General features: G+C 60.0%; 16 protein-coding genes. 7 read left to right on the forward strand and 9 right to left on the reverse strand.

The features are described 5' to 3' along the window. Positions 1-313: 313 nt before the first annotated feature. Together ACP3TY_RS25410 and ACP3TY_RS25415 are read right to left on the reverse strand one after the other, a co-directional pair. Positions 314-1,081, reverse strand: a complete 768-nt coding sequence (locus ACP3TY_RS25410; RefSeq protein WP_159813404.1) for a TerC family protein — start codon at positions 1,079-1,081, stop codon at positions 314-316. Between the two features lie 70 nt (positions 1,082-1,151). Beyond that, on the reverse strand, positions 1,152-2,459 hold the full coding sequence (locus ACP3TY_RS25415; RefSeq protein WP_053125357.1) for a CitMHS family transporter: 1,308 nt from the start codon (positions 2,457-2,459) through the stop codon (positions 1,152-1,154). 323 nt (positions 2,460-2,782) lie between these two features. Here ACP3TY_RS25415 and ACP3TY_RS25420 point away from each other — a divergent pair, with 323 nt between their 5' ends. Further along, complete coding sequence (locus tag ACP3TY_RS25420; protein ID WP_426618750.1) at positions 2,783-3,184, forward strand: GFA family protein; 402 nt, start codon at positions 2,783-2,785, stop codon at positions 3,182-3,184. On the opposite strand, the gene ACP3TY_RS25425 is transcribed toward ACP3TY_RS25420, so the two are convergent. Next, entirely contained in the window at positions 3,185-3,511 is a 327-nt protein-coding gene (locus ACP3TY_RS25425) for a DOPA 4,5-dioxygenase family protein (protein ID WP_426618751.1), read from the reverse strand. A gap of 82 nt (positions 3,512-3,593) precedes the next feature. Between ACP3TY_RS25425 and ACP3TY_RS25430 the strand changes: the two genes are divergently transcribed. Beyond that, positions 3,594-4,259: an NAD(P)-dependent oxidoreductase gene (locus ACP3TY_RS25430; protein WP_400650273.1), complete on the forward strand. Its 666-nt coding sequence runs from the start codon at positions 3,594-3,596 to the stop codon at positions 4,257-4,259. A gap of 80 nt (positions 4,260-4,339) precedes the next feature. Here the strand turns inward: ACP3TY_RS25430 and ACP3TY_RS25435 are convergent, their stop codons facing one another. Next, positions 4,340-5,290 (reverse strand): choline sulfate utilization transcriptional regulator, encoded by a 951-nt coding sequence (locus ACP3TY_RS25435; protein ID WP_426618752.1) that lies wholly within the window; start codon positions 5,288-5,290, stop codon positions 4,340-4,342. Between the two features lie 114 nt (positions 5,291-5,404). Here ACP3TY_RS25435 and betC point away from each other — a divergent pair, with 114 nt between their 5' ends. The 3 genes from betC (at position 5,405) to ACP3TY_RS25450 (ending at position 9,596) form a co-directional block, all read left to right on the forward strand. Then, complete coding sequence (betC, locus tag ACP3TY_RS25440) at positions 5,405-6,919, forward strand: choline-sulfatase (protein WP_426618753.1); 1,515 nt, start codon at positions 5,405-5,407, stop codon at positions 6,917-6,919. Positions 6,920-6,935: 16 nt separating this feature from the next. Beyond that, positions 6,936-7,856 carry a choline ABC transporter substrate-binding protein gene (choX, locus tag ACP3TY_RS25445; protein ID WP_426618754.1) on the forward strand — a complete coding sequence of 307 codons (921 nt, stop codon included), beginning with the start codon at positions 6,936-6,938 and terminating at the stop codon, positions 7,854-7,856. Positions 7,857-8,027: 171 nt separating this feature from the next. Next, positions 8,028-9,596 carry a SulP family inorganic anion transporter gene (locus tag ACP3TY_RS25450; RefSeq protein ID WP_426618755.1) on the forward strand — a complete coding sequence of 523 codons (1,569 nt, stop codon included), beginning with the start codon at positions 8,028-8,030 and terminating at the stop codon, positions 9,594-9,596. Positions 9,597-9,712: 116 nt separating this feature from the next. Here the strand turns inward: ACP3TY_RS25450 and aroE are convergent, their stop codons facing one another. Next, positions 9,713-10,534, reverse strand: coding sequence for a shikimate dehydrogenase (gene aroE / locus ACP3TY_RS25455; RefSeq protein WP_426618756.1), 822 nt, complete (start codon positions 10,532-10,534; stop codon positions 9,713-9,715). Between the two features lie 9 nt (positions 10,535-10,543). Continuing rightward, positions 10,544-11,458, reverse strand: a complete 915-nt coding sequence (gene hemF / locus ACP3TY_RS25460; protein ID WP_053125461.1) for an oxygen-dependent coproporphyrinogen oxidase — start codon at positions 11,456-11,458, stop codon at positions 10,544-10,546. Between the two features lie 149 nt (positions 11,459-11,607). Here hemF and ACP3TY_RS25465 point away from each other — a divergent pair, with 149 nt between their 5' ends. Continuing rightward, positions 11,608-12,585, forward strand: a complete 978-nt coding sequence (locus ACP3TY_RS25465) for a quinone oxidoreductase family protein (RefSeq protein WP_008084345.1) — start codon at positions 11,608-11,610, stop codon at positions 12,583-12,585. Positions 12,586-12,685: 100 nt separating this feature from the next. Here the strand turns inward: ACP3TY_RS25465 and ACP3TY_RS25470 are convergent, their stop codons facing one another. The 3 genes from ACP3TY_RS25470 to ACP3TY_RS25480 all read right to left on the reverse strand — a co-directional run bounded on the left by ACP3TY_RS25470 (position 12,686) and on the right by ACP3TY_RS25480 (position 15,505). After that, the gene (locus tag ACP3TY_RS25470) at positions 12,686-13,243 is read right to left on the reverse strand and encodes an L-threonylcarbamoyladenylate synthase (protein ID WP_053125335.1); all 558 of its coding nucleotides are present in this window, start codon (positions 13,241-13,243) and stop codon (positions 12,686-12,688) included. A 55-nt stretch (positions 13,244-13,298) separates the two neighbouring features. After that, positions 13,299-14,399, reverse strand: coding sequence for a DNA-processing protein DprA (dprA, locus tag ACP3TY_RS25475; RefSeq protein WP_212550265.1), 1,101 nt, complete (start codon positions 14,397-14,399; stop codon positions 13,299-13,301). An 80-nt stretch (positions 14,400-14,479) separates the two neighbouring features. Then, positions 14,480-15,505 (reverse strand): LysM peptidoglycan-binding domain-containing protein, encoded by a 1,026-nt coding sequence (locus tag ACP3TY_RS25480; protein ID WP_053125331.1) that lies wholly within the window; start codon positions 15,503-15,505, stop codon positions 14,480-14,482. Positions 15,506-15,667: 162 nt separating this feature from the next. Between ACP3TY_RS25480 and def the strand changes: the two genes are divergently transcribed. After that, positions 15,668-16,174, forward strand: coding sequence for a peptide deformylase (def, locus tag ACP3TY_RS25485; protein WP_053125329.1), 507 nt, complete (start codon positions 15,668-15,670; stop codon positions 16,172-16,174). The last annotated feature ends 24 nt before the right edge of the window (positions 16,175-16,198 follow it).

Raw genomic sequence — 16,198 nt, forward strand, 5'->3', positions numbered from 1 at the left:
AGCGCTTCATGCACCTCTCAGATTTCCAATCCACCAATGATCCTGTGGCGAGGGGATTTATCCCCGATGGGTCGCGCAGCGGCCCCCGTTGTTTAAGCCAAAAGCAGGGGACTGCTGCGCAGTCCATCGGGGATAAATCCCCTCGCCACAGGTTTTTGCGGGTACAAAAAAGTCTGGATATCGCCCAAAACAAATGTGGGAGCGAGCCTGCTCGCGAATGCGGTGGATCAGTCAACATTTCTGTCGACTGACACTCCGTCTTCGCGAGCAGGCTCGCTCCCACAGGGGTAATGCGTATTGCCGGACTACCGGGTTACTGGCCCGGGATGTCCTTGCGCAGTTTCACCGGATCTTGCTGCTTTTTCTTGCGGGCAATCGCGCCGCGCAGTTTGATGTTGATCGCCTCAACCGCCAGCGAGAAGCCCATCGCGAAGTAGACGTAGCCTTTCGGCACATGCACGTCGAACGACTCGGCAATCAGCACGGTACCAACCACCAGCAGGAACGACAGCGCCAGCATCTTCAGCGACGGGTGCTTGTCGATGAATTCGCTGATCTTGCCCGACGCCAGCATCATCACCAGCACCGCCACAACAATCGCCGCGACCATCACCGGCACGTGAGAAACCATGCCGACAGCAGTGATCACCGAATCCAGCGAGAAGACGATGTCGATAATCGCGATCTGGATGATGGTGTAGAGGAAGTTGCCGCCCTTGCCGCCGGGGGTGTCGTCGCTTTCGTCTTCACCTTCCAGCGCGTGATACATCTCCTGCGAGCTCTTCCACAGCAGGAACAGACCACCAAAGAACAGGATCAGGTCGCGGCCGGAAATGCCCTGGCCGAACACTTCGAACAGGTCGGCGGTGAGGCGCATGACCCAAGTGATCGACAGCAGCAACAGGATCCGCGTGATCATGGCCAGGCCAAGACCGAAGATCCGGGTGCGCTGCTGCATGTGCTTGGGCATGCGGCTGACCAGGATCGAAATCATGATGATGTTATCGATGCCGAGGACGATTTCCAGGGCGGTCAGGGTGAAGAAGGCAACCCAGATTTCGGGGTTGGTCAGCCATTCCATGTGTATTCCTTTGAGCGTGTGTTAAACCAAGACGCCAGCAAGCAGCTGGCGTGTTGGTGAGTTGATGCCGTTACAAAGTGCTGAACAGCGGGAAAGTCCCCAACAGCAATGCCGCCACAAGTATGCACATGCAGACCAGCACTGCCCACTTCAGGGTGAAACGTTGATGGTCACCGAACTCGATACCGGCCAAAGCCACCAGCAGGTAAGTCGACGGCACCAGCGGACTGAGCAAGTGGACGGGCTGACCGACGATCGAGGCACGTGCCATTTCCACAGCGGTGATGCCGTAATGGCTGGCCGCTTCGGACAACACCGGCAACACACCGTAGTAGAACGCGTCGTTCGACATGAAGAACGTGAACGGCATGCTCACCAGCGCCGTGATCACCGCCAGGTACGGGCCGAGGAAATCCGGAATCACTGCCAACAGGCTTTTCGACATGGCGTCGACCATGCCGGTTCCGGAGAGGATACCGGTGAAGATACCCGCAGCGAAAATCAGACTGACCACCGACAGCACACTACCGGCGTGGGCCGCGACACGATCCTTCTGCATTTGCAGGCAAGGGTAGTTGACGATCATCGCGATACTGAACGCCACCATGAACAGCACCGGCAGTGGCAACAGGCCGGCGATCAGCGTGCACATCAGCACCAGAGTCAGCAGACCGTTGAACCAGATCAGCTTCGGACGACGGGCATCCGGGAACTGCGAGACGCTGATTTCGCTGTGATCCATTTCATCGCCGATCAGGTGCAATTCACCGAGGCGCGCACGCTCACGTTTACCGTAGAAGTAGGCAATGATCAGGATCGCCACCACACCGGCGGCCATGGCCGGAATCATCGGTACGAAAATGTCCGACGGATCGACATGCAGCGCACTCGCCGCACGGGCAGTCGGGCCGCCCCACGGGGTCATGTTCATCACGCCACCGGCAAGAATGATCAGACCGGCCATGATCCGCGGGCTCATGCCGATGCGGCTGTACAGCGGCAGCATGGCGGCCACGCAGATCATGTAAGTGGTCGCGCCGTCACCATCGAGGGAAACCACGAGCGCCAGGACGGCGGTACCGACCGAAACTTTCAGCGGGTCGCCCTTGACCAGTTTGAGGATCTTGCGCACGGCCGGGTCGAACAGGCCGGAGTCGATCATCAGGGCGAAATACAGAATGGCGAACATCAGCATCACGCCGGTCGGCGCCAGCTTGGTGATGCCTTCGAGCATCATCGGGCCGATCTTCGGTGCAAAACCACCGAACAGAGCGAACAGAATCGGGATCACGATCAGAGCGATCAGCGCGGACAGGCGCTTGGTCATGATCAGGAACATGAACGTGATGACCATGGCGAAGCCAAGGAAAGTCAGCATGGGAATACTCCAGGCGTAGCGCGGCTAGTGAGGTGAGCGGATCGGCGAGGGATCAGCGCAGAACGGCAAGCACGAGGCGTACGGGCGGAGTTACAGCGAGGAGGCGGGCTACAGAGGACATCAGAATCACCATTGTTGTTGTTAATTGGGCCGCGCGAGCGAGACATCACACGCATTGGCCAACCGGTCTGTTGCCGGAAGTGGAGGCGATCCTAATCGCGGAAGCTTTCAGCTACCTTTCGCTGATGAAAGCTTTGAATGAACGGTCAACCGGCCGTCGGATGCGAACTTGAGTGAATAAACACGGGAGGAGGGCGTTCAACATGAGCCAATTGCACAGCGGCGGCTGCCATTGCGGAAACATTCGTTATCAGTTCAGCGGGTCGTTGCATGACATCGCCCACTGCCATTGTTCAATCTGCCGCAAGGTCAGCGGCGGGATTGTCACGACATGGATCAGCGTGCCGGCGGCGAATTTCCAATGGCTGGCCGGGACGCCGTCGCGGTATGACTCATCGGAAAGTTGCGCGAGGTTCTTCTGCCCGAATTGTGGCGCGCAACTGGCGCTGGTCACATTGCTCAGCCCCGAGAGCATCGACGTGACCATCGCCACGCTGGATCAGTCGGAGCTGGCGCCGGCCGAGCGGCATATCTGGACGGACAGCCAATTGCCGTGGCTGCATCTGGACGAACATCTACCGGGTGAAGCCGAAGAAACGCTTTGATTAAAAAATAGACAGATTCAGCGGCCGGATCGCGCCCATCCAGATCGCGTGTTCCGTGTGGTCGAGCAAGTCATTCCCCGTGTCCGGGTGCAGAAACACCACCAGGCCTTTGCGGTTCAGCGCCAGCCACGGCAGCACATCGGCAATCAGCTCGGGGCCGAAGGCCAGTTGGCAGCTCCAGTCCGGGTGCGGGCCGACCGGGCGTTCGTGGACGCGGCCCATTTTCAACGGAAACAACTGCGCGCCCTGCTCGCACAATGTCCGCGCTTGCTCAATGGTGCTGGCGTCGAAATAGACGTGGGCGTGATAACCCTTGATCGCTTGCATCTGAAAGCCTCTGAATCGGTTCGAACCCTCGGCGTTACCCGTATGTCACACGTCATACAAGGGATAACAAAAGGGATCAGCCATGAAAAATGCCGAAACCCCGGCGGTAAAAGTGGTGCTCTATGGTGCCATGAGTAGCCTGGGCGGTGCGTTGATGGCTGAGTTGCTGCGTCGCCAGCACGAAGTCATCGCCATCCTCGACGACCTCACCGCGCTCGCGCCGCGTCCGGGTCTACGTACGAAAAGCGGTGATCTGTTCGATTCCGAGCGGGTCAATCAAAGTGTGGCAGGCAGTTCGGCGGTCATCTGTTTATTGGATGCGCCGGGGTTGCCGTTCAGTAGCGACCACGTTGAACGCTCAGTGGTGCTCGGGCCAGTGGAGCAGGTACTGGCCGTAGATGCTTTGGTCGATGGCCTGCAAGCGGCGAATGTTTCGCGACTGTTTTTGGTAGGAGAGTTCTCGGTGCTCGACGAACCGGAACTGGACGATCGCCTGCAACGCCACGCCGCCGAGGAAATCCGTGAAGCGCTGCAAAGCAGCCCGCTGCAGTGGACGCTGGTCAATGCCCCGCACGGCGTGGCCGGGCTGACGATTGAGCATTTCAGTCAGGTTGGCGGCAATCTTGAACCGGGATTGGCTGAGCCCCTGGAAAGACTGAATCGCGTAGCGGTGGGGATTGCTGATGAGCTGCGGCTGAATTTGCATGTGGGTCAGCATGTAAATTTTGTGGCGGCTTCAGACTCGTAAAAGATCGCAGCCTTCGGCAGCTCCTACAGGGGACCGCGTTCTTAATGTAGGAGCTGCCGCAGGCTGCGATCTCTTGACTTTCAAACCGCGATCGAAGGCAGTGCGAGTCCATCAAGCGATTCGGCGCTGCTCGCCTGCTCCGCCATCAACCAATCCACAAACTGTTGAATCAACACCCCACGCCGTTTGCGCTGCGGCAACACCACGTAATACCCCAACCGCGACAGCGTCGTTTCAGCAATTGGCCGACACAACAAACCTTGCGTCAGCAAGTTATCCACAAGGTGGCGCCAACCGATCGCCACCCCCTGCCCGCCAATCGCCGCCTGGATCAACAGCGTGTAATTGTCGAAGCGCAACTGCCCCGGCGCCGGCGGCGTGCTGATGCCTAACTCGCGAAACAGTCCGCTCCAGTCAAACCAGTTGCTGCTGTTTTCGCCACGCAAGTGCAACAACGGCAACTCAAGCAACGCCTGAGCGGGCAAGGGCAGGGCGCGTTCCTTGAGCAATTGCGGGCTGCACACCGGGAACACTTCTTCGCTGAACAACCAATGGCTCTCGCCCTGCTTGAAGCGCCCGTCGCCAAACAGGATCGCCACGTCGATGTCGGTGCGCAGCATGTTGTGGTTGCGTTCGCTGGTGACCAGGCTGACGTCGACGTGGGGATTGGCCTCATGGAAGCGGTGCAGACGCGGCATCAGCCAGTACGCGGCGAAGGCGAAGTCGGTGGCAACTTGCAGTACCTCATGTTGCTGCTGTGCGCTGATCGCGCTCAACCCGGCGTCGATATTCTGCAAACCCAGGCTTACTTGCTCGAAAAGGATTGCACCGACTTCGGTTAACTCGATGCCTCGGTAAATGCGATCAAACAGCCGCGTGCCGAGCTGTTCCTCCAGCCGTTTGATCTGCTGGCTGATTGCCGGTTGCGTGGTGCCCAGTTCAACCGCTGCCGCAGTAAAACTGCGATGACGAGCGGCGGCTTCGAAGGCGCGTAGCAGGTCGAGCGACAGATCGCCCAAGGCTTCATACATAAGCTGTGCTTATCCTAGTCATTGCCCGGCGCGGGCTTTACCCGACAGAGCATGGACTCCATGCTCGATCGCAGCAATGTCGCATAAATATTCACTATGGAATGCCGCGATCACATGAAGCGCAAGAATATTCTTTTCATCATGGCCGATCAGATGGCCGCGCCAATGTTGCCGTTCTACGGCCCATCGCCGATCAAACTGCCGAATCTTTCCCGTCTCGCCGAACAAGGCGTGGTGTTCGATGCCGCTTACTGCAACAGCCCGTTGTGCGCGCCGTCGCGTTTCACCCTGGTCAGTGGCCAGTTGCCGAGCAAGATCGGCGCCTACGACAACGCTGCCGATTTCCCTGCCGATGTGCCGACCTACGCCCACTACTTGCGCCGTCTCGGCTACCGCACGGCGCTGTCGGGCAAGATGCATTTCTGCGGCCCGGATCAGTTGCACGGCTATGAAGAGCGTCTGACCAGCGACATCTACCCGGCCGATTACGGTTGGTCAGTCAACTGGGATGAGCCGGACGTGCGGCCGACCTGGTATCACAACATGTCCTCGGTATTGCAGGCCGGGCCGTGCGTGCGCACCAACCAACTCGATTTCGACGAAGAGGTGGTGTTCAAGGCGCAGCAGTACCTGTTCGATCACATCCGCGAAGATGGCGATCAGCCGTTTTGCCTGACGGTATCGATGACTCACCCACACGACCCGTACACGATTCCCAAAGCGTTCTGGGATTTGTACGACGATGCCGATATCCCTTTGCCTACAACCCCGGATCAACACGAACTCGATCCGCACTCACAGCGCCTGCTCAAGGTTTATGACCTGTGGGATAAACCGCTGCCTGTGGATAAGATCCGCGATGCGCGTCGGGCGTATTTTGGGGCATGCAGTTATATAGACGCCAACGTCGGCAAACTTCTGCAAACCCTCGAGGAAACCGGACTGATCGACGACACGATCATTGTGTTCTCCGGCGACCACGGCGACATGCTCGGCGAGAAAAGCCTCTGGTACAAAATGCACTGGTACGAAATGGCCGCCCGCGTGCCGCTGTTGATCAGTGCGCCGGGGCAGTTCGCTTCGGGCCGCATCAGTTCTGCCGTGTCGACCGCCGACCTGCTACCAACCTTCGTTGAACTGGCCGGCGGCACCCTGGAGCCGGGCTTGCCACTGGATGGCCGCTCGCTGGTCTCGCATCTGCAAGGGCAGGGCGGTCACGACGAAGTGTTCGGCGAGTACATGGCCGAGGGCACCGTCAGCCCGTTGATGATGATCCGTCGCGGCGCCTACAAATTTATCTACAGTGAAAGCGACCCTTGCCTACTCTTCGACGTAAGCAACGACCCGCGCGAACTGGAAGAACTCAGTCAATCGCCCCAACATCGCCAGCTGTTCGACGATTTTCTCGCTGAAGCGCGGGCCAAATGGGACATTCCGGCGATTCACCAAGAGGTGCTCGCCAGCCAGCGCCGCCGCCGTTTTGTCGCCGACGCACTAACGATCGGCAAGCTGAAGAGCTGGGATCACCAGCCGCTGGTGGACGCCAGTCAGCAGTACATGCGCAACCATATCGACCTCGATGATCTGGAACGCAAAGCACGTTATCCACAACCCTGCCAAAACCAATAATGTTAAGGGGAAGTCCATGCGTAAGTTATCCACAGTAGTGACGGTTGGCCTGCTCGCACTGAGCAGCGCCTCGGCGTTCGCCGAGCAGAGTTGCGACACGGTGAAAATGGCCGACCCGGGCTGGAGCGACATTGCCGCGACCAACGCGATCACCGGATTTCTGCTGGACGGCATGGGCTACAAGGCCAAGGTCGACACCCTCGCGGTGCCTATCACCTTTGGCGGTTTGAAGGATGGCCAGGTGGATGTGTTTCTCGGTAATTGGATGCCGGCGCAGCAGGGCTTCTACGACAAGTTCGTCGCTACCGGTGACGTCACGCAATTGGCGAAAAACCTCGACGGCACCGAATTCACCCTCGCCGTGCCGGACTACGTGTGGGACGCGGGTGTGCATAACTTTGCCGATCTGAATAAGTATGCCGACAAGTTTGATCGCAAGATTTACGGCATCGGCTCGGGTGCGCCGGCGAACATCTCGTTGCAGGAAATCATCAAAAAGAACGACTTCGACATGGGGCAGTGGAAGCTGATCGAGTCCAGCGAACAGGCGATGCTGGCGGAAGTGTCGCGAGCGGTGAAGAAACAGAAATTCGTCACCTTCCTTGGCTGGACGCCGCACCCGATGAACGTGCAGTTGAAGATGCATTACCTGAAAGGTGGCGAGAAGTACTTTGGCGACACCGGCAGCGTATTTACGTTGACTCGTAAGGGCTATGCCGAGGCGTGTCCGAATGTGGGTAAATTGCTGACCAATCTGTCGTTCACGCAGGAGATGGAGAACAGCATCATGGCTGAGGTGGTGAACAAGAAGATCACTAATGCCGCGGCGGCGAAGGCGTGGATCAAGGCGAATCCGGCGGTGTTGGACAAGTGGCTGGACGGGGTGAAGACGGTTGACGGGAAGGATGCGTTGGCGGCAGTAAAAGCCAAGCTTTGATTTAGCGCGCACCGATCGTTCCCACGCTCCGCGTGGGAATGCCTCAACGGACGCTCCGCGTTCGGCTTTGAATGGGACGCGGAGCGTCCCGGGCTGCATTCCCACGCAGAGCGTGGGAACGATCAGCGTACGGGCTGATACCCTAGCTAAAAATTTCAACCGCGAGGATCCATGGCCTTCCCCAGCCGCCACTCTCTCTTCCCCTTCCTCACCTGGCTCCCGCGGCAATCCCGCGCCAGCGTAGGACGGGATCTGATCGTCGGCCTCAGCGGCGCAATTCTCGCGTTACCCCAGTCGATTGCCTACGCACTGATTGCCGGTCTCCCACCCGAATACGGCCTCTACGCTGCGATCATCCCAGTGTTGATCGCCTGCCTGTGGGGCTCATCGTGGCACCTGATCTGCGGACCGACCGCCGCCATTTCCATCGTGCTGTTCGCCAGCGTCAGCCCTTTGGCCGTGCCGGCGTCGCAGGACTACATCACCCTCATTCTTCTACTGACCTTCCTCGCTGGAATTTTCCAGTGGCTGCTCGGCCTGCTGCGCTTCGGCGCGCTGGTGAATTTCGTCTCGCATTCAGTGGTGCTCGGCTTCACCCTCGGCGCGGCGGTGGTGATTGCCATCGGACAATTGCCGAACCTGCTGGGGCTGGAGTTACCGGCGAAAGCCACGGCGTTGGCGAGTCTGATGGATCTGCTGCAACACCTCAGGGCTGTGGATAAACCTTCGCTGGTGCTCGGCTTGGCCACGGTGGTGGTCGGCATCGTCCTGAAACAACTGCTGCCGCGCTGGCCGACGCTGTTGATCACGCTGGTGCTCGCCAGTCTGTTGGTGTGGCTGTGGCCGGCGATGTTCGGCCATGTGCACCTGGTCAGTGCGTTTGTCGGGCGCTTGCCGCCGTTCAGTGGCTTGCCGCTGGATCTGGATTTGATCCTGCGTCTGCTGCCGAGCGCCGTGGCGGTAGGCATGCTCGGGCTGGTCACCAGCCTGTCGATCGCGCGCTCGATTTCCGCTCGGTCACAGCAGTTGCTCGACGCCAATCAGGAAGTCCGCGCGCAGGGTCTATCGAATATTGTCGGGGCGTTTTTTTCCGGGTCGTTGTCGGCCGGATCGTTTACCCGCTCGGGATTGAGTTATGAGGCGGGCGCCTGTTCGCCACTGGCCGGGGTGTTTTCGGCGATCTGGGTGGCGCTGTTTGCGATTTTGGGTGCGGGGCTGATTTCACACATTCCGATTCCCGCCATGGCCGGCAGCATTCTGTTGATTGCCTGGGGACTGGTCGATCATCGCGGCATCCGCGCATTGCTGCGGGTCAGCCGTGCCGAGTTCGTGGTCATGGCGCTGACCTGCCTCGCGACATTGTTACTGGAATTGCAGACGGCGATTTATGCCGGGGTGTTGGCGTCGCTGTTCTTCTACCTCAAGCGCACCTCGCAACCGCGCGTGCAGCATTGGCGCGACGGTGAGGATGATGTGTTGCGGGTCGGCGGTTCGATTTTTTTCGGCGCTAGCCATTACCTGCAAGTGCGCTTGCAGCGGATGCACGGCGCGCGGGTGGTGATCGAGGCGCAGCAGATCAACTTCATCGATTATTCGGGGGTGGAGATGCTGCATCAGGAGGCGCGGCGGCTGTTGAGCCAGAATCGCAGCCTGACCTTGCGCCGGGCGCGGCCGCAGGTGGTGGATGAGTTGAGGAAGCTTGAGGGGCCGGAGAAATGTCCGATCCGGTTTGAGGATTGATTTGAGATCAGCACATACCTTGTGGGAGCGAGCCTGCTCGCGAAGACTGCGGCACATCCAACATTAATGTGTCAGACAGACCGCTTTCGCGAGCAGGCTCGCTCCCACAAGGTTATTTATTGGGCCAACTGGCGGCGCAGTTCGGCCAATACTGGCGCCGTGTCTGGCCGCACACCCCGCCACAGGAAGAATGCCTCAGCCGCCTGCTCGGCGAGCATCCCCAACCCATCCATCGCCACCGCCGCGCCATGCTCGCTGGCCCAGCGGCAGAACGCCGTCGGTTCCTTGCCATACATCATGTCGTAACACAGGGTTTTGCCCGGTTCGATCAGGCTCGGCGCAATCGGCGGTACATCACCGGTCAGGCTCGCCGACGTCGCATTGATGATCACGTCCACCGGCTCACGCAGCCAGTCAAAACCACTGGCGGATACCGGCCCGAGGTCGCAGAACAACTCGGCCAGCAACTCAGCCTTGTCCACCGTGCGATTGGCGATGATCACCGAGGCCGGTTTCTCCGCCAGCAACGGCTCCAGCGCGCCACGCACTGCACCGCCCGCACCAAGCAGCAAAATGCGTTTGCCGGTCAGGCTGAACCCGGCGTTTACCGTCAGATCCCGCACCAGTCCGGCGCCGTCGGTGTTGTCGCCGAGCAATGACCCGTCGGCGAGTTTGCTCAAGGTGTTCACCGCGCCAGCACGTTCTGCTCGGGCGGTCAGGCTTTTGGCCAGACGATAGGCGTCTTCCTTGAACGGCACGGTCACATTGGCGCCGCGACCTTGTACGAAAAAGGCTTTAGCGCAGCCGGAAAAATCGTCGAGCGGCGCCAGCAGGGTGCTGTAGTCGAGGCTCTGGCCGGTCTGTTCGGCGAACAATTTGTGAATCATCGGCGATTTGCTGTGGCCGATCGGGTTACCGAAAACGACGTAACGATCCATCAAAAATCCTCAGGCCTCGGCCAACCAGTCGCGGTCTTGCAGGAAGTACTCGGTCAGGCGCGCTTCTTCGCTGCCCGGTTCAGCCTTCCAGTCATAGCCCCAGCGCACTTGCGGCGGCAGCGACATCAGAATCGACTCGGTACGTCCGCCCGATTGCAGGCCGAACAACGTGCCACGGTCATAAACCAGGTTGAACTCGACGTAACGGCCACGGCGGAATTCCTGAAATTCGCGCTGCTGCGCGGTGAACGCAGCGTTTTTGCGGCGCTGCACAATCGGCAGATAAGCATCGATGTAGGCGTCGCCGATGGCGCGCATGAAAGCGAAGCTGGTGTCGAAGTCCCACTCGTTCAAGTCATCGAAGAACAGCCCGCCGATGCCGCGCGGTTCGTGGCGGTGCTTGATGTGGAAGTAGGTGTCGCACCAGGCCTTGTAGCGCGGATAAACGTCGGTGCCGAATGGCGCGCAGGCTTGCTCGGCGACGCGATGCCAGTGGATGCAGTCTTCTTCGTTGCCGTAATACGGGGTCAGGTCGAAGCCGCCACCGAACCACCAGACCGGCTCTTCGCCTTCTTTCTCGGCGATGAAAAAACGCACATTGGCGTGAGACGTCGGCACATGCGGGTTGTGCGGGTGGATCACCAGCGACACGCCGAGGGCCTCGAAACCGCGACCGGCCAATTCCGGACGATGAGCGCTGGCGGACGGCGGCAGGCCACTGCCGAAGACGTGGGAGAAGTTGACGCCGCCCTTTTCGATCAGCGTGCCATTCTCGATCACGCGGGTGCGACCGCCACCGCCGGCAGGCCGGGTCCAGGCGTCTTCGACGAAGCGCGTGCCGCCGTCTTCGCTTTCGAGTGCGGCGCAGATGCGGTCTTGCAGGTCGAGCAGATAGGCCTTTACGGCGTCGGTGCGGGTCGTCATGGCTTCACCTTGAATCGGGCGGCGCCCCGCAGGCGGGCGACGCAAATGGGCGCGTAGCATACCACCGCAGAACAGCGCGCCGCAGTTGACGAAGATCAAGCATGGGAGTTGGATAGGGGGCTCACGAAAGACCCAAGGAGAGCAGGCAGATGGCAAAGCGTATCCAGTTCCGCGCCCACGGCGGCCCCGAAGTGCTCGAATTTGTTGATTACGAACCCGCCGCGCCCGGCCCGAATCAAGTGCGCGTGGCGAACAAGGCGATTGGCCTGAATTTCATCGACACCTATTACCGCAGCGGTCTGTATGCGCCGCCAGCCTTGCCATCCGGCCTCGGCGCCGAAGGTGCAGGCGTTGTTGATGCGGTCGGCAGCGGCGTCACCCGTTTCAAGGTCGGTGATCGCGTGGCCTACGGCAGTGGCCCGCTGGGCGCCTACAGTGAGTTGCACGTTTTGCCTGAAGCCAATCTGGTGAAACTGCCGGATGAAATAAGTTTCGAAACCGCCGCCGGCGTGATGCTCAAGGGCCTCACCGTGCAGTACCTGCTGCGCCAGACCTATGAATTGAAGGGTGGCGAAACCATTTTGTTCCACGCCGCTGCCGGTGGTGTCGGTTCGCTGGCCTGCCAATGGGCCAAGGCGCTGGGCGTGAAGTTGATCGGCACCGTCAGCTCGAAAGAGAAGGCTGAGTTGGCCAAGGCCAATGGCGCTTGGGCGACCATCGATTACAGCCACGAAAACGTTGCCGAACGCGTGCTGGCGCTGACCGATGGCAAGAAAGTACCGGTGGTTTACGACGGTGTGGGCAAGGACACGTGGCTGACGTCGCTGGACAGCGTTGCACCGCGTGGTTTGCTGGTGAGTTTCGGTAATGCGTCGGGCGCGGTGGACGGCGTGAATCTGGGGATTCTTGCGGCGAAGGGTTCGCTGTACGTGACCCGGCCGACGTTGGCGACTTACGCCAATAACGCGGAGAACTTGCAGCGGATGGCGGATGAGCTGTTTGAGATGATCATCAGCGGGAAGTTGAAGGTGGATATCAGCCAGCGTTATTCGTTGGCAGAGGCGGCTAAGGCGCAGACTGAGTTGTCGGCGCGACGCACGACAGGGTCGACAATTCTGTTGCCTTGACGGGCCCCTTCGCGAGCAAGCTCTGCTCCTACAGTTGATGTATGTCGTTCACAAATCATTTGTAGGAGCAAAGCTTGCTCGCGATGGAGGCAACGCGGTTTTAGGCCGGGCGCACGATGTTGCCCGTGGCCAAATCACGAATCAGGCTCGGGTTCTTGCGCCCACCCAATTCCCCGCCCAACACCAGATCAATCTGCCCACGGAAATACTGTTCAACACGCAACCGCGTGCGCGCTGCCGGGCGTCCTTGCGGGTTGGCCGAGGTCGAAATCAACGGCCCGACCATCGAGCACAGATCCCGCACCTGCGGATGATCGCTAACGCGCAGCGCCACCGTGTCGTGCACACCCGTCACCCATTCCGGCAACAAGCCCTGATGCGGCACCAGCCAGGTGTTAGGTCCCGGCCAGGTGCTGGCCATGCGGTCGAGCCACTCTTGCGGGAAGTCTTCGAACAGGAAGTCGAACTGGCGAATGTTGTCGGCGACCAGAATCAGGCCCTTATTGACCGAGCGATTCTTGATCGCCAGCAGCCGATCCACCGCTTCTTCATTCCACGGGTCGCAACCCAGGCCCCAGACGGCTTCGGTTGGATAGGCAATCACCGCCCCGGCGCGAATCTCTCGTGCGGCTTGTTGCACACGCCAACTGTTGACCATGAAAAAACTCTCCACAAACAGGTTTCGCGCAGTTTACCGATCTTCCTTGTAAAACCTAGCTCACCCGCGCAAACCAGCGGCCGTTTTCACTCACCGCGCGGCCATCCATTTCCAGTTCGGTCAGCGCTGCCAGCACTTTCGGTAACGCCCAGCCGCTGCTGTCGGCCAGACCTTCGCTGGTATGCGGCGCGGCGTGCAGCAACATCAGCAGTGGATGATCGACTTGCGGCGTGTCTGTGGACAGCGGCAAACGCTGCCAGCCGCGCAGGGCTTCAAGGATGTGCTCGATGGTTTCCACGAGCACCGCGCCATCGCGAATCAACTGGTGACAACCGCGCGCGCCGGGGTGATGAATCGAGCCGGGAATCGCGTAAACCTCGCGCCCCTGTTCCGCTGCCAGCCGCGCCGTGATCAAGGATCCGCTAGCAACGCTGGCCTCGACCACCAGAACGCCAAGGGACAAACCGCTGATGATCCGGTTGCGCCGGGGGAAGTTGCTCGCGGTCGGCCCGGCGTCCAGCGGAAACTCCGAAAGCACCGCGCTGCCGGACGCGATCATCGCGTCGCAGAGGCGTCGATTGCGCTGTGGATAAAAGTTTTCCAGCCCGGTGCCGAGCACCCCGACGGTCAGCCCGCCGACATCCAGCGCGGCTTGATGCGCAGCAGCATCAATGCCCAGCGCCAGACCGCTGGTGATGACAAAACCGGCCCCGGCGAGGCTGCGGGAAAACGCCGCCGCCGTGTCCATTCCCGGACGCGAAGCGCGGCGACTGCCGACCATCGCCAACTGCGGTTTCTCCAGAATCAGCGGGTCACCCGCGACAAACAGCAGCGGCGGCGGATCAGGAATCTGCGCCAGCAGTGCCGGGTAATCCGGCTGATCCCACATCAGCAAATGATGCTCCGGCCGCTCTAGCCAGCGCATTGCGTGGCTGGCGCCATCGCGCACTTGCGGGCAACGGCGCGCTTCAGCACTCGCCGCCGGCATTCCAAGCGAACGCCAGGCACTCGCGGGCGCGCTGATGGCTTTTGAGGCCGAGCCAAAGGCTTCGAGCAATTTACTAAAACGCTTCGGGCCGATTTCCGGCAAGCGGTGCAGGCGCAGGCGCGCTTCCAGTTCTGCCGGGGAAACCGGCGCGGAGGCAGACATCATCATGGATCATCCTTGATCGTTATAAGCTCCGAACCATTCGGAACAAGCTGTGGATAACTCTGTTGGTAACTTGTGAAGCAAGCTTACGGATTTCGCACCTTGTCGAGCACCGCCAGCGAGCGCGATGCGTTAAGGACGAGGCCGTAACTGAGTTTGTCGTAGGTGCGGAACACCATCAGCAACCCGGCGCGTTCGTCGGGAATTTTCAGCGGTTGGCCAGTGATGCGGTCGCGCACGGTTTCGCCGGTTTTCATGACCTCCAGCACGTTGCCTTCGACCAATCCGTCGCGTTTGCCCTTGTTCAGGGTGACCACGTCCATCACGCCGATCTGAGTGACGCCGCGTGGCACGTCGATGATCACGCCGTTGATCTGGGTAGCGGGTGCGCTGGGCATGAACGTCGAGTTGATTGAACGCTCTTCGCCGCTGAACAAACGGTCGCCGAGGCGCACTTCCTGCGTGGTGCGTTGCAGGGCGAGGGTGGCAACGTCACCTTCGGTCGCGACTATTTCACCGCCGCCGATGTCGTCGGCGTTGATGCCGAGGAACTCCTTGGTCTGCGGATCGGTGTAGACCTTGCCCTGGCGGAAGATGCCGTAGACCGGTTGATTCGGGTCGAAATGGCCGCGCGCGTAGATGCGGTCGCCGGTGCCGCTGAGCACTCGTTCGGCATCGCCGGCGACGATATACGGCGCCTTGTCGAAATCTTCGGCCTTGTCGACGATGCGGTTGCTCAGCAGAAAACTGTTGATCGATTTCAGCGGAATGCTCGGAATCGCCTCGGCCACCGGGCTGGTGCGAATCCGAGGCGAGAGTTTGATGGTGCCGCGCGACTCGCCGCGATTGAGCGTCAGACGCGGCTGGCCATTGACGTAGCTGAGCGTCAGCGTGTCGCCGGGATAGATCAGGTTGGGGTTCTCAATTTGCGGATTGGCCCGCCACAACTGCGGCCATTGCCAGGGCTCGCGCAGGTATTTGCCGGAAATGTCCCAGAGTGTGTCACCCGTAACCACCGTGTATTGCTGTGGAAAACCATCCCTGAGTTGCACTTGCCCTTGCGCTACGCCGGCCGAAGCCAGCAACAGCAGGGCGAGTAGTGTTTTCCTCATGCAGTGAATCCCTTTATCATGTGCGTTCGCGTGAACCGTCAGAGCCCCCGTGGCTCGCTTGAGCAAAATGCACAAGCTACGCTTCACAAACGGTAGCCTGCATCTTCGGACCTGCCAGGCCATCGACCCGACTTTACTCAACACGTGCAGCAATCAAAGCCTATGGCCATTTTAGACATCCTCGAATTTCCGGACCCGCGTCTGCGCACTATCGCCAAACCTGTGGCTGTAGTGGACGACGAAGTGCGTCAGTTGGTCGACGACATGTTTGAAACAATGTATGAAGCGCCGGGCATCGGCCTCGCCGCGACCCAGGTCAACGTGCACAAACGTATCGTCGTGATGGACCTTTCCGAAGACCGTACCGAGCCCCGGGTGTTCATCAACCCCGAGTTCGAATCGCTGACCGAAGAAATGGAGCAATACCAGGAAGGCTGCCTCTCGGTACCGGGTTTCTACGAAAACGTCGACCGCCCGCAGAAGGTCAAGATCAAGGCGCTGGACCGCGACGGCAAGCCCTATGAACTGATCGCCGAAGGCCTGCTCGCGGTGTGCATCCAGCACGAATGCGACCACCTCAACGGCAAATTGTTCGTCGATTACCTGTCCACGCTCAAACGCGACCGGATCAAGAAGAAACTGGAAAAGCTCCACCGCCAGAACGCTTGATGCCCCTCCTTCAAAGGCTTGCTG

The sequence above is a fragment of the Pseudomonas rustica genome (genome assembly GCF_049959085.1).
GTDB classification, from domain to species: domain Bacteria; phylum Pseudomonadota; class Gammaproteobacteria; order Pseudomonadales; family Pseudomonadaceae; genus Aquipseudomonas; species Aquipseudomonas rustica.